We start from the raw sequence: 13,720 nt of genomic DNA on the forward strand, positions 1-13,720 counted from the left end.
CCGTTACGCTTCGATGTCTTTGTTAAGCCAGTGAATGAAAATCTCATAGGTGATCACTAAGATCACCGCTCCGGTAAACAAGCCGACGATGCCTGAGCTAACGAAACCACCAATAGCACCAAGGAAGATGACCAGCATTGGCACATCGACGCCGCGGCCCATGAGGATTGGTTTGAGGACGTTATCTGCCAGCGCAACGACCACCATGGCAATGGTGTAGGCGATGGCTGCGGCCATGGAAATATTCGAGAAAGCCCAGCTGGCGGTGCCGATAACGATCAGGGTAATGCCTATCCCGAGCTGCACGGTACTTAAAATCATGATTGCTAAAGCCCATAGTCCAGCAGCTGGAATACCGGCTAGAATCATCACCAGGCCACCGGCACAGGCTTGAATAAAGGCAACACCAAGGACGCCTTGGGCGACACTTTTAATGGTAGCGCTGGACAAGGTGGCGAACTTAGCACCTGTTTCGCCAGCCATGCGTTGCCCAAATTTCTTCACCGCCGCCGCACAGCCATCGGCAAATGCCATGAACACGCCGGCGATAATGATGGCGACCAAAAACATACCAATACCAGCGCCTGCGCCAGAAATGGCTGCAATCGCTTTATCTTTGAGTGGATCGAGAGTTTTCTGATGGCGCTCATAAGCCATCTCAATATCTTGCGAGGCATCATCCCAAATGTCATAGACTTGTTCGCCAATCACTGGCCAGTCTTTGACTTTTTCATCGGGTTTGGAGACCTGCAGGGTGCCTGTTTCGACTTTGTGTCTAAGATCCTTCGCCGAATCGACGGTGGAATTAACCAGCATCGCGGTTGGCGTGATGAGAATCGCCAGAGCAATAATGGTAAATAAGATCGACGCCAACTTATTGTTACCACCGAGTAAGTTTCTGAATTTCAGAAACAGAGGGTAGAGCGCCACTGCAATAATGGCGCCCCAGACCACCACCAAAACAAATGGTTTGATGATGCTGTAAGACCAGAAAATCAGCAGTGCGATGACGCCGATACGCAGCGCCGATTCAACATAGGTGGATATTTGGTTTTGTGAAGCAGACATACTTGGAATCCCTGTTGTTATAGGAAGTGAGTTGTAGGGCCTGCAAACTCACTTCCAATCCAAGAACACTATCGAGTGGAGTTGGTTTTATACTAGCGCAGCTCGGCCCTACTGCAAGCATAAAAAAAGCCACCCGCAGGTGGCTTTTTCATCAATTAATCAACTCGTTATTGAGCATTTTTAGCTTCAATGGCGCGATTAATCATCAACTGCTGAGCAATTGAAATCAGGTTAGACACCACCCAGTACAGGACTAGACCTGCTGGGAAGGTCACGAACAAGAAGGTCATGAACACAGGCATCAACATCATGATCTTTTGCTGCATTGGATCAGTGATGGTGGTAGGCGATAGTTTCTGCATCAGGAACATCGATGCGCCCATCAGAATTGGCAGTACGAAGTACGGGTCTTTTACTGACAAGTCGGTGATCCAAAGTGCAAAACCGGCGTGGCGGAGCTCAACACTCTCAAGCAGTACCCAGTACAAAGCGATGAAAATCGGCATTTGCAGCAATAGCGGCAAACAACCACCCAATGGATTGACCTTCTCTTTGCGGTACATTTCCATCATCGCTTGCTGCAGTTTTTGCTTATCTTCAGCATAACGTTCTTGCAGCGCCTTCATTTTTGGCTGCAATACTCGCATCCGCGCCATCGACTCATATTGCTTTTTAGTCAACGGATACAAGAAGGTTTTGATAATGATGGTGACCACGATAATGGCGACACCCCAGTTGACAACCAAGCCTTGCACTAGAGTCAGCAGCCAATGCAATGGCTGCGCTAGCCACCACAAGAAGCCGTAATCCACGGTCAAATTTAAGGTTGGAGACAGGGCTGACAGGCGCTCTTGGTCTTTCGGGCCAACAAAGAACGACGCTGACACAGTTTTGGTGTCACCCGCAGGGATCACTAACTGCTCGCCTTTCATGCCGACAATGCCGCTACCGCGAACACTATTGGTATAGAGCTGGTTGTTGCTGTCGGCGTCTGGTACCCAAGCTGAGACGAAGTAGTGCTGCAGCATCGCCACCCAACCACCTTGAGTGGTTTTGTTTAACGCCTTGTCTGTTAAGTCATCAAAGGTGTATTTGCTGTAGCGCTCGTCGGCTGTTGAGTAAGCTGGGCCACGGTAGGTTGGCATCATCATGCTGCCAGACTCACCGGCAATGGTTTGCTTGAGCTGCATGAATGGCTGCATCACCAGATTCTGGCCGCTGCTGTTGATGACTTCAAAGTCCTGTCCCACGGTGTAGCTACCTGGTGTCAGAACGAAGCGTTTGACAACAGTGACACCCGCCTCAGTGACATGCTTGAGGTTAACCACGAGCGGACCATCTTGAGCAACAAACGAGTCGCCGTCAGCTTGGTACAGAGGGCGACCTTTGCTATCTGGGCCATCATTGCCAATTAAACCGCTTTGAGCGATGTATTCAAAATGACTGTTACGATGCAGAATTTGCATCGGTTCTGAGCCGCCTTGCTCGATCGGAAAAGCCAGTAACTCCGACTCAACGATATCACCGCCAGTCAAATCCACTTTCAGACGCAGAACGTCGGTTTCAAGCGTGATCAGCTTGCCTGTTGCGACGGTTGCTGAAGGCACCGCAGCCTGCGCTGATGATGAAGCTTGTGGCACATCATCTGAACTCGGTACTGCCGAATCGTTCACCGCAAGCTCAGGCGTTGCAGCTGGTGTCGGTTGAGGTCCGTACATGCTTTGCCATTCCTGGTAAAGCAGCACACTGACCAACATCAGGCCGACGAATATAAAAATACGTTGTGATTCCATAATTTATTGGTTCTTTGCTGGCGTTTTTTCCGGTACCGGATCGTGCCCACCGGGATGAAAGGGATGGCATTTTAATATGCGGCGAGTAGCCAGCCAACTCCCTTTTATCACTCCGTGAGTTTCGATGGCGCCAATGGCGTAGTGAGAGCAACTCGGATGAAACCGACAGCGTTGCCCGAGGAGTGGACTGATAAACCACTGATAAAACTTAATTGGCGCTATTGCGATGTACGACAACGCTTTTTTAATCGAGGCCATAGTTGTTTCACCAGTTGCTGTAATTCAGGTTTGGCAAGTGTACCAACTCCTGCTTTGCCGATCACGACGATATCCACATTCGGTAGATGATGTTGATTGAGGCGGAAGCTATCTCGAATCACCCGTTTGATGCGATTGCGCTGCACAGCTAGTTTTGCTGATTTTTTCGATACAGCAAATCCAAGACGCGGATGGGGGAGATTATTTGGAGTTGCGAGTAGGGTCAGGTGCGACGAACCAACTCGAATTGGTTTGCCTTGAAAGACAGAATTAAAATGGGCGGGAGTTAACAGTCGTAACTCCCGCCCATATGAATAAGACGACACTGTAATAAAAAGGTGTGCTTATTTGCTTAGCTTAGCGCGACCTTTAGAACGGCGACGAGCCAAAACTTGGCGACCGTTTTTAGTGGCCATACGAGCACGGAAACCGTGGTTACGCTTGCGCTTCAATACGCTTGGTTGAAAAGTTCTTTTCATGGTTCTACCTAAAACTAATTTGTTTGGCTATTGAAGCCTGGACAGACCGCCGTTATCGATAAAGAAACTGGCAGTCCCCTAAAAAATGAGGGCGAATTTTATGCGACCAACACGCCAGAGTCAACGCCTTAAGGTGAACAAATTTTGATCGCAGTAAAAAATGATCCCTGTGCGATCCTTGTTCAATTGTTGTTCAAAAACCTTTGATAACTTGTTGGTATGTGTTTTTTGTTGATTTTATTCAATTAGTTGCGCTTGTTGATAACCCTTTGATAAATGATCGAAAACGATCTGGAAAGGGCGTTATAGATCCCGCATAATGTCTGCCCAGCTAACAGATGATCCCTCCCCCTATATTCGACTGTATCCGACGGTCGTTTTCGCCTGTTCGATAGTAATAGGCCGTGGTGGCGATGTTTAACTATGAGGAGATGGCATTGACCGCTTCGTTGTGGCAGACCTGTGTTGAAACCCTTAAACACGAGTTGCCAGCGTCACAATTCAGTACTTGGATTCGGCCGTTGCAAGCCGATTTTGATGGCGAACGCCTGGTATTGTTCGCTCCCAACCGCTTTGTGCTTGATTGGGTGAGTGATAATTATCGTGGTCGAATCAATGAGCTGCTGGCGCAAGCTTGTGGTCCTGATGCTCCGGCGCTGCATCTCGATATTGGCAACATTGCACCGCCAACACCTGTGGCACCAGAAATGCCAGCGGATCCAAAGCCCGTTGCACAAGCGACGTCCAATCCTTGGGATCGTGGCAATAAGCCTAAGCCAGAGATCCGCCATAAGAGCAACATCAACCACAACTATATCTTTGACAACTTCGTCGAGGGTAAATCGAATCAGCTTGGCCGTGCTGCTGCTTCGCAGGTGGCTGAGAATCCAGGTGGTGCTTACAACCCGCTGTTTTTGTATGGTGGTACCGGTTTAGGTAAAACCCATTTGCTTCATGCTGTTGGCAACGCCATTTTGCAAAGCAAAGACAACGCCAAAGTGGTGTACATGCACTCTGAGCGCTTTGTTCAGGATATGGTTAAAGCCCTACAAAACAATGCCATTGAAGAGTTCAAGCGTTACTATCGTAGCGTTGACGCTTTGCTGATCGATGACATTCAGTTCTTTGCCAATAAAGAGCGTTCGCAAGAAGAGTTCTTTCATACCTTTAATGCGCTGCTGGAAGGCAATCAGCAAATTATCCTGACCTCGGACCGATACCCCAAAGAGATTGATGGCGTTGAAGATCGCCTTAAATCGCGTTTTGGTTGGGGTCTGACGGTTGCCATCGAACCGCCTGAACTAGAAACTCGGGTGGCGATTTTGATGCGCAAAGCACAAGAAAGTAATGTTCACCTGCCTGATGAAGTGGCGTTCTTTATTGCCAAGCGGTTGCGCTCCAATGTTCGTGAGCTTGAAGGGGCGTTGAATCGGGTGATTGCTAACGCAAACTTTACTGGCCGAGCAATTAATATCGATTTTGTGCGCGAAGCATTGCGAGATCTCTTGGCTTTGCAGGAAAAGTTGATCACCATAGACAACATTCAAAAAACTGTTGCCGAATACTATAAAATCAAGCTGGCTGATTTGCTCAGCAAGCGTCGTAGCCGTTCTGTGGCACGCCCACGCCAACTTGCTATGGCGCTGGCGAAAGAGCTGACTAACCACAGCTTGCCTGAGATTGGCGATGCATTCGGTGGCCGCGACCACACCACGGTACTTCATGCGTGCCGTAAGATTGAACAGTTGCGCGAAGAAAGTCATGATATTAAGGAAGATTACCAGAATCTGATTCGGACTCTGTCTTCCTAATACTCTCTGTGATGAGAATGGTGCGATAAAGGGATTGCATATGAAATTCACGGTCAATCGTGAGCAAATTCTAAAACCGCTGCAAGCGGTATCCGGGGCAGTTGAGCGTAAGCACACGCTGCCTATTCTTGCCAATATCTTAATGCGCGTAAGTGATGGCTCACTTACCATGATCGGTACGGATTTAGAGGTTGAGTTGTGCGCAACGTTACAGCTGGCGGACCCTGAATTAACCCCTGGTTCGATCACTGTACCGGCCAAAAAGCTGGTTGATATTTGCCGAACGTTGCCTGATGGCGCTGCGATTGAGCTGAATCTTTCAGGTGAGCGTTTGGTGATTAAATCAGGCCGTAGCCGTTTTAGCCTGGCGACCTTGCCTGATACCGAATTTCCGCAGATTGAAGAATCAACGTCATCGATGCAGTTTACTGCAACCCAGCAAGAGTTGCGTCGATTGATTGAGTTGTCCCAGTTCTCGATGGCCAATCAGGATGTCCGTTATTACCTCAACGGCATGCTGTTTGAGATCACAGAAGGCACTCTGACTGCCGTGGCAACCGATGGTCACCGTCTAGCATTGTCGCGCATTGCTGTACCTGAGCTACAAGAACCATTCCAGTGCATTGTGCCACGTAAAGGTATTTTGGAGCTGATGCGGCTGTTGGATCAGGATGACAAGCCAGTGACGGTGCAATTGTCTGAAAACCATATTCGTGCCGATATTGGCGATTACTTGTTTACTTCCAAGCTGGTTGATGGTCGTTTCCCTGACTATCGTCGGGTATTGCCACGTGGTGGTAATAAGTTGGTTGAAGGCGATAAGGAAACCCTCAAACAAGCATTTGCCCGCGTTGCCATTCTATCTAATGAGAAGTTCCGCGGCGTGCGTCTGCAAATCGATACTGATGAGCTGAAGATCAGTGCCAATAACCCAGAGCAGGAAGAGGCCGAAGAAGCCATTGCGGTGTCATATCAGGGCGAAGCAATGGAAGTGGGCTTCAACGTCAGCTACATCCTCGATGTGCTCAACACCGTTGATGGTCAAAACGTTCGGTTTACACTCAATGACCCAAATAGCAGTGGGCTGATTGAAAACGCTGACGACGACAGTGCGCTTTATGTGGTGATGCCAATGCGACTCTAGCGTCGACCAAAGCAACGGCTGACAAGAACCGCCCAATCGGGCGGTTTTTTTATGCTTGCTCAACAGGCTCGCGGTCTACACTGTCTTATGACTCGGGCGATAAGGCGGACAGCATGCTGACCAAAAATACTGTGGTGCTGGTTGTTGAAGACATTGAGGTGATGCGAAAAATCACCGCTGATCAAGTCATTCAATATGGTCCGCAAAAAGTACTGCAGGCATCTAATGGCAAAGAAGCGTTGCAAGTGCTACAAAACAACCGAGTTGACCTGATTGTCTCAGACTGGAATATGCCATTAATGGATGGCCTTGAGCTACTCAGACGGGTGCGGCAAAACCCCCATTGGCAGCGTATCCCTTTCGTGATGGTGACATCGGAATCTGAGGGGACCAAAGTCAAACTGGCGGTTCACTACGGCGTCAGTGAAATCGTCGTCAAACCATTTACTCCCGCTATCTTGCGATCTCGGCTTATCCGAGCAGTGCGCAATCCGGTGCGAGTGCCATTGCAACTTAGTGAACAACAGCCACTGGCCGCCGAACCCGAGCAAGCAAGCGAAGATGCAGCTCAGGGTTCCATTGACAGCAAAGACGGCTCATTGCTGATTGTTGACGATACGCCCGATACCTTGTTGCACTTGTCGACTTTATTGAAAGACAAGTATCGCGTTCGATTAGCGAATAACGGCCAAAAGGCATTGGCAATATGTCGCTCTGACGATCAACCAGACTTAGTGTTGCTCGATATTATGATGCCAGAGATCAGCGGCTACGATGTACTAAATAAATTGCGTCAATCACCTGTGACCGAAAACATTCCAGTGATTCTAGTGACTGCGGTTCACGGCCTTGATGCTGAAATCAAAGGCACTGAGCTTGGCGCCATTGAGTACATCACCAAGCCTGTTGACCCGGTGCTGCTGTTATCAAAAGTGCGCAACTTTATGCATCACGTCCGTCGTCTTCATCGATTGCAAGACAGTTATGATTTCATGGTATCGGCGGCAGTCGCGCGCGATTCTGCAGAGCAATTAATGCGCCATGACATTAAAGCGCCGCTATCGGCAATATTGGCGCTGGCCGAACAAATTAACAGCAAAGCCGGTCACCGAGATAGCATTGCTGATCTCGCTAAGAATGTCGAAACCACTACTCGTCAGGTATTGAGCCTGGTTGCTCGCTCAGTTGATTTATATAAGATTGAAATGGGCTTGTTTGAGTATCAGGCCAAAGCCGTTGATCTGGTCAAAGTGCTGAAATTGGTGATCGACAATTGTAAGTCGGTGTATCAAGTGAAGCAGTTGACCTGCAATCTTTACTGGGATGCAAACGCTATTAGTCGCAAACAGTTGATGGTTTCCGCAGAAGATACTTTGCTTTACGCGGTGAGCTCCAATCTGATTAAGAATGCTTTTGAGGCAGCACGCGAGCGAACTGCCGTGCAAGTGTCATTGTCATTGGCGCAGAACAACACCCTGGTCAAATGTTCTATTCGCAATGATGGCATGGTGCCCACCAACATTCGCCACTGCTTTTTTGACAAGTACGTGACCAGTGGTAAACGCCTGGGGTCTGGTCTTGGCACCTACTCAGCGAAGCTAATGGTTGAGGTGATGGGCGGCAAGATAGCCATGCAATGTGACGACCAAGAGCAAACCACGACGGTTGACTTCAGCCTCCCTGTAGTCAGCTAGTTGTTTCAAAAAATAGATATTTATCAGTTAATTCAACGTTCGATGGCTGTTTTTATGGCTACACTTTGTGGAGTTCATCATAGTCATACTATGCGCTAACAAAGGAACGCTCGAATGATGAAGTCCAACGCCATTGCCTTAGTCGTTGAAGATATGGAAGCCATGCGCAAAATCACTGCCCAGCAGCTACGCCAGTATGGTGCCAAAGAAGTTCATCAGGCCAGCAATGGTGCAGAGGCTCTGCGCGTGCTGCGAAATCATAAAGTGGACGTCATTTTGTCTGATTGGAATATGCCGGTAATGACGGGTATCGACTTTCTTAAAGCCGTGAAAGAAAGCCCCGATTGGCAACGCATTCCTTTTGTTATGGTGACCGCAGAAGCCGAACGCGACAAAGTCCGTGAAGCCATTGCCTATGGTGTCAGTGAGTTGATCATCAAACCGTTTACGCCTCATATGATGCGTGAGCGAATCGAGCGGGCGTTCAAGCGTCCCGCTCGTATTCCGTCAGAAATTCGGATGAAGCAACCGGTCGAAGAGCCGCCGGCAGAAGTGGTCAAGCCGAGCGTCGACTTGGCTGATGTTAGTGATAGCGAATCAGGGCAAGATGCTTCCAAGCTAAAAGAGGGCAATATCCTGATTGTTGACGATACGCCGGATAATTTGCGTTTGCTGGCCGATCTATTGAAAGACGATTACAAGGTGCGATTGGCCAACCATGGCCGCAAAGCGCTGGACATTTGTCAGGGTGATACGCCGCCTGACTTGGTGTTACTCGATATCATGATGCCAGAAATCAGCGGTTACGAAGTGTTGGAAACCCTCCGTGAAGATCCTGCCACTCAGCACATTCCCGTTATTATGGTGACCGCCATGACCGAACAAGAGGCGGAAATCAAAGGTATTCAGCTTGGCGCCATCGAATTCATTACCAAGCCGATTCAACCGCAACTATTGCAAATGCGAGTTCGCAATTTGATGCGCCAAATTTGGCGAGTTCGAGAAATTCAGGATAGTTACGATGACATGATCGAAGCGGCGGAGGCCAAAGAAGCTGCTGAGCAGGTGGTTCGCCATGATATCAAAGGGCCATTGGCGGGTATTTTGGCGGCAGCAGAGCAAGTCGCGCTCAATGCCAAGCGGCCAAATATGGTGACCGAGTTGGCTGGTGACATTGATACCATGGCTCGTCAGCTGATGAACCTGATTAACCTGACTCAGATCGTCTACAAGATTGAGACCAATCAGTACACCTTAACGCCTGTGCCTGTCGACACCATTGCGCTACTGCAAGATGTCGTCACCAGCACCAAGCGAGTGTTCGATAGTAAACGGATCACCTGTAATGTGTTTTGGCCCAAGAGTAAAGGCGCCGAATCCATGGTGTGCAAGGGCGAGGAGTTGTTGATGTTTTCGGTGTTCAATAACTTGCTGAAAAATGCTTTTGAAGCGGCTCGCCCGAAAAGTGCGGTACGCATTGATATTGGCCAAAATGACGCGCAGCAAATTGAAATCAGTATTGCTAACGACGGTGTGGTGCCAGAAGAAGTGCGTGATGTATTTTTTGATAAGTACGCTACCGAAGGCAAATCGGGAGGCTCTGGCTTAGGGACTTATTCGGCCAAGCTACTCATTGAAGCGCAGCTGGGCGACATTCAAATGGATACCGACGAGAAGGCAAACTCCACTACCATCACATTGCGTTTGCCTAAGCCGTAGCTGGACTCTTTCAAGTGTTGGGCTAGGGCATGGTTCAAGGTACACTGTGCTTTTATTTTCTGGTGCTCATTGACTGAATGACCATATCCAGGCTCGCCATTCAGGCTGTGCGCAATATTTCTGAGCTGTCGATTCATCCTTCGTCTGGCTTCAATTTCATTTATGGTAAAAACGGTGCTGGTAAAAGCAGCGTGCTTGAAGCCATTCACATGCTTGGTTCAGGGCGCTCGTTCCGCACTCATCGTCATAAACAACTGATTCAGTATGAGCAGCAGGACTTCACCATTTTTGCTGAACTCCAGCGTCGTGATGTCCACTACCGTGTCGGCATGAAACGCACTCGCAGTGGCGAACCGGAAATTCGTATCAACGGCGAGTCGACTCAACGTTTGGCTGAATTAGTTGGCCTGTTGCCAATTCAAATCCTGACACCTGACAGTCCGGTGTTGCTTACCAGTGGCAGCAAAGTCCGACGGCAGTTCCTCGATTGGGGATTGTTCTACCGGCAAGAATTGTTTTATCCGGCGTGGCGTCGCTATGCCCGATCACTAAAACAACGCAATGCCATGGTCCGTCAGCAGCTGCCTTACAGCCAAGTAGCACCTTGGGAGCATGACTTTGTTGAAAACGGGCGCCTGATCACCCAAATGCGCACGGAGTTTGTTGCTCAGCTACAGGCTGCCCTAGTAACCTTTACCGACCAATTTTTACCCGGTTCCGCCGTTGAGTTGAGCTATCAGTCTGGCTGGTCTGCAACGGCTCAGGGCGACGACTACTTGAGCCAGCTTCAAGATGGTTACAACCGGGACTTAAAAACAGGCCATACCCAATTGGGTCCACACCGAGGTGGATTCAAACTCAAAGTGGATGGCGTAGCTGCCGAAGAAACCTGTTCACGCGGGCAACTCAAGCTCTTGGTAGCTGCTCTTTTATTAGCGCAGGGATCGCTGTTATCCGAATCTCAGGGTACTTCCTGCATTTATTTGATCGATGACTTCGCTGCAGAGCTAGATGAAGCGCGCAGGGCACTATTAATTGAGTGCCTAATCGCGATAAAATCACAGGTCTTTATCACCGCGACGGACGAATTGTTTGTAGAACAAGTTCGACCGCAATTAGCCGCGGCGAATCGGCCCTTTAAGCTGTTCCACGTGGAACGCGGGCAATTAGTAACTTGATAAGAGTGACCCTATGTCTAACGAGTATGACTCTTCCAGTATTAAAGTATTGAAAGGCCTTGACGCGGTTCGTAAGCGTCCTGGCATGTATATCGGCGACACCGATGATGGCACCGGTCTGCACCATATGGTGTTCGAGGTAGTTGATAACTCAATCGATGAGGCACTGGCGGGACATTGTAATGACATTATTGTCACCATCCATGCTGATGGTTCAGTTAGCGTTAGCGATGATGGCCGTGGTATTCCGGTGGGGATGCATCCAGAAGAGGGCGTGTCTGCTGCCGAAGTGATCATGACCGTACTGCATGCAGGCGGTAAGTTCGATGACAACTCCTACAAAGTCTCCGGTGGTTTGCACGGTGTGGGTGTGTCGGTTGTAAACGCCTTATCTGAAAAGCTGGAGCTGCGCATTCGCCGTGAAGGTAATGTTCACGAGCAGGTCTATACCCTAGGCGTGCCAAATGCGCCGTTGGGCGTTGTTGGCGAAACCGAAAAAACCGGTACTCGCATTCGGTTCTGGCCTTCGGATCAAATTTTCAGCGACATTAATTTCCACTACGACATTTTGGCCAAGCGTCTGCGCGAGCTGTCGTTCTTGAACTCTGGCGTATCAATCAAGCTGAAAGACGAGCGCGATGGCCGTGAAGATCACTTCAGCTATGAAGGTGGTATTCAGGCATTCGTTGAATTCCTCAACCAAAACAAAACGCCAATTCATCCAGAAGTATTCCACTTCACTCACACCCGTGAAGAAGATGGCATTGCGGTTGAAGTGGCAATGCAATGGAATGATGGTTTCCAAGAAAACATCTTCTGTTTTACCAACAATATTCCACAGCGCGATGGCGGTACTCACCTTGCTGGTTTCCGCGCCGCGTTGACCCGTACCCTCAACACTTACATGGAAAAAGAGGGCTTCAATAAGAAGACTAAAACTACTGCTAGCGGTGATGATGCCCGTGAAGGTTTGACGGCGGTTATCTCGGTCAAAGTACCGGATCCGAAGTTTTCTTCGCAAACCAAAGACAAGTTGGTTTCTTCTGAAGTGAAGCCAGCAGTTGAGACGGCGATGGGCACCCACCTGTCGGATTACCTGCTGGAAAAACCAAACGAAGCAAAAACCATTATTGGTAAAATCATTGATGCCGCACGAGCTCGTGAAGCTGCTCGTAAAGCGCGTGAAATGACCCGCCGTAAAGGTGCGCTGGACTTAGCTGGCTTGCCTGGTAAGTTGGCGGACTGTCAGGAAAAAGACCCGGCACTCTCTGAACTATACATAGTGGAGGGTGACTCAGCGGGCGGTTCTGCAAAGCAGGGCCGAAACCGCAAGAACCAAGCGATTTTGCCGCTTAAAGGTAAAATCCTAAACGTCGAAAAAGCACGTTTCGATAAGATGCTGTCGTCACAAGAAGTGGCAACCCTGATCACTGCGCTGGGCACAGGCATTGGTCGCGATGAGTACAACGCCGATAAACTGCGTTATCACAGCATCATTATCATGACCGATGCCGACGTCGACGGCTCCCACATTCGTACCTTGCTGTTGACCTTCTTCTATCGTCAAATGCCAGAGCTGGTCGAGCGAGGCCATATCTTTATTGCTCAGCCACCACTTTACAAAGTGAAGAAAGGCAAACAAGAGCAGTACATTAAAGACGATGACGTGCTGAATGAGTACCTCACTGCATTAGCGCTAGATAAAGCATCGTTGTTTGTTAATCCAGATGCGCCAGCGATTGCCGGCGAACAACTTGAAGGCTTGGTGAACAAGTACCACGACGTACAAGACATCATCAAACGCCTAAAGCGCTTGTGGCCAACAGAAGTACTGGATCGTTTGATTTACACTCGTCCGGTACTGCAAGCCATGCTTGATAACGAAGCGGGCATGCAAGAATGGCTTGCTGACTTCCAGACCGAACTGGATTCTTTGGCTGCCGGTGGCACGACTTACACGGCTGGCATTGCCCAAGACGAAGAAACTCATCAGTACTTACCGAAAGTGACGGTTCGTCAGCACGGTATCGATACTGACTACCTGTTCTCGGCAGACTTCATTAAATCGAAGGACTACCAGCAAATCACAGCACTTGGCGATCAGATTGCCAACTTGATTGAAGCGGGTGGCTTTGTTCAGCGTGGCGAGCGCACTCGTCCGGTAACAACCTTTGTTGAAGCGTTGGAGTGGTTGATCACTGAGTCGAAGCGTGGTTTGAACATTCAACGCTACAAAGGTCTTGGTGAGATGAACCCTGAGCAGTTGTGGGAAACGACCATGGATCCAGACACGCGCCGGATGTTGTGTGTGACCATCGAAGACGCCATCGGTTGTGATCAATTGTTCACCACGCTGATGGGCGATCAGGTTGAACCGCGCCGCGAGTTCATTGAAGACAACGCCTTAAACGTCGAGAACCTCGATGTCTAATTAATAGAGTTGTTCTCGAGAGCAAAAAGGCAGCCGATTGGCCTGTCTCTTGATCACATCTTAGAGTTCAAGAGACTTGGCTAGCTCGTACCCTTCAAGGATGGCTTGTAATTTGAGCCATCCTTGCCACAGCACTTTAACTGAA

Annotated in this window: 11 protein-coding genes; 6 read left to right on the forward strand and 5 right to left on the reverse strand. The window is 49.2% G+C overall.

Annotated elements, in window-relative coordinates; genetic code table 11:
- Positions 1 to 3 precede the first annotated feature (3 nt).
- From CBE68_RS01835 to rpmH, 5 genes are all read right to left on the reverse strand, one after another.
- On the reverse strand, positions 4 to 1,068 hold the full coding sequence (locus tag CBE68_RS01835) for an AI-2E family transporter (protein ID WP_087504354.1): 1,065 nt from the start codon (positions 1,066 to 1,068) through the stop codon (positions 4 to 6).
- 167 nt (positions 1,069 to 1,235) lie between these two features.
- Positions 1,236 to 2,861, reverse strand: a complete 1,626-nt coding sequence (gene yidC / locus CBE68_RS01840; RefSeq protein WP_087504355.1) for a membrane protein insertase YidC — start codon at positions 2,859 to 2,861, stop codon at positions 1,236 to 1,238.
- A 3-nt stretch (positions 2,862 to 2,864) separates the two neighbouring features.
- Complete coding sequence (gene yidD / locus CBE68_RS01845; RefSeq protein ID WP_087504356.1) at positions 2,865 to 3,119, reverse strand: membrane protein insertion efficiency factor YidD; 255 nt, start codon at positions 3,117 to 3,119, stop codon at positions 2,865 to 2,867.
- Complete coding sequence (gene rnpA / locus CBE68_RS01850) at positions 3,080 to 3,445, reverse strand: ribonuclease P protein component (protein ID WP_087504357.1); 366 nt, start codon at positions 3,443 to 3,445, stop codon at positions 3,080 to 3,082. Before rnpA ends, yidD begins: the two co-directional genes overlap by 40 nt.
- Before the next feature lie 18 nt (positions 3,446 to 3,463).
- Positions 3,464 to 3,598 carry a 50S ribosomal protein L34 gene (rpmH, locus tag CBE68_RS01855; protein WP_087504358.1) on the reverse strand — a complete coding sequence of 45 codons (135 nt, stop codon included), beginning with the start codon at positions 3,596 to 3,598 and terminating at the stop codon, positions 3,464 to 3,466.
- A gap of 437 nt (positions 3,599 to 4,035) precedes the next feature.
- On the opposite strand from rpmH, the gene dnaA reads away from it, so the two are divergent.
- From dnaA to gyrB, 6 genes are all read left to right on the forward strand, one after another.
- The gene (gene dnaA / locus CBE68_RS01860) at positions 4,036 to 5,409 is read left to right on the forward strand and encodes a chromosomal replication initiator protein DnaA (protein ID WP_087504388.1); all 1,374 of its coding nucleotides are present in this window, start codon (positions 4,036 to 4,038) and stop codon (positions 5,407 to 5,409) included.
- Between the two features lie 40 nt (positions 5,410 to 5,449).
- Positions 5,450 to 6,553, forward strand: coding sequence for a DNA polymerase III subunit beta (gene dnaN, locus CBE68_RS01865; protein ID WP_087504359.1), 1,104 nt, complete (start codon positions 5,450 to 5,452; stop codon positions 6,551 to 6,553).
- A gap of 113 nt (positions 6,554 to 6,666) precedes the next feature.
- Positions 6,667 to 8,247 (forward strand): ATP-binding response regulator, encoded by a 1,581-nt coding sequence (locus CBE68_RS01870; RefSeq protein WP_087504360.1) that lies wholly within the window; start codon positions 6,667 to 6,669, stop codon positions 8,245 to 8,247.
- 114 nt (positions 8,248 to 8,361) lie between these two features.
- Entirely contained in the window at positions 8,362 to 9,966 is a 1,605-nt protein-coding gene (locus tag CBE68_RS01875; protein WP_087504361.1) for an ATP-binding response regulator, read from the forward strand.
- A gap of 77 nt (positions 9,967 to 10,043) precedes the next feature.
- Positions 10,044 to 11,144: a DNA replication/repair protein RecF gene (gene recF, locus CBE68_RS01880; RefSeq protein ID WP_087504362.1), complete on the forward strand. Its 1,101-nt coding sequence runs from the start codon at positions 10,044 to 10,046 to the stop codon at positions 11,142 to 11,144.
- Between the two features lie 13 nt (positions 11,145 to 11,157).
- Entirely contained in the window at positions 11,158 to 13,575 is a 2,418-nt protein-coding gene (gyrB, locus tag CBE68_RS01885) for a DNA topoisomerase (ATP-hydrolyzing) subunit B (protein ID WP_087504363.1), read from the forward strand.
- Positions 13,576 to 13,720: the final 145 nt, after the last annotated feature.

It is taken from the genome of Neiella marina (genome assembly GCF_002165625.1).
Classification (GTDB): domain Bacteria; phylum Pseudomonadota; class Gammaproteobacteria; order Enterobacterales; family Neiellaceae; genus Neiella; species Neiella marina.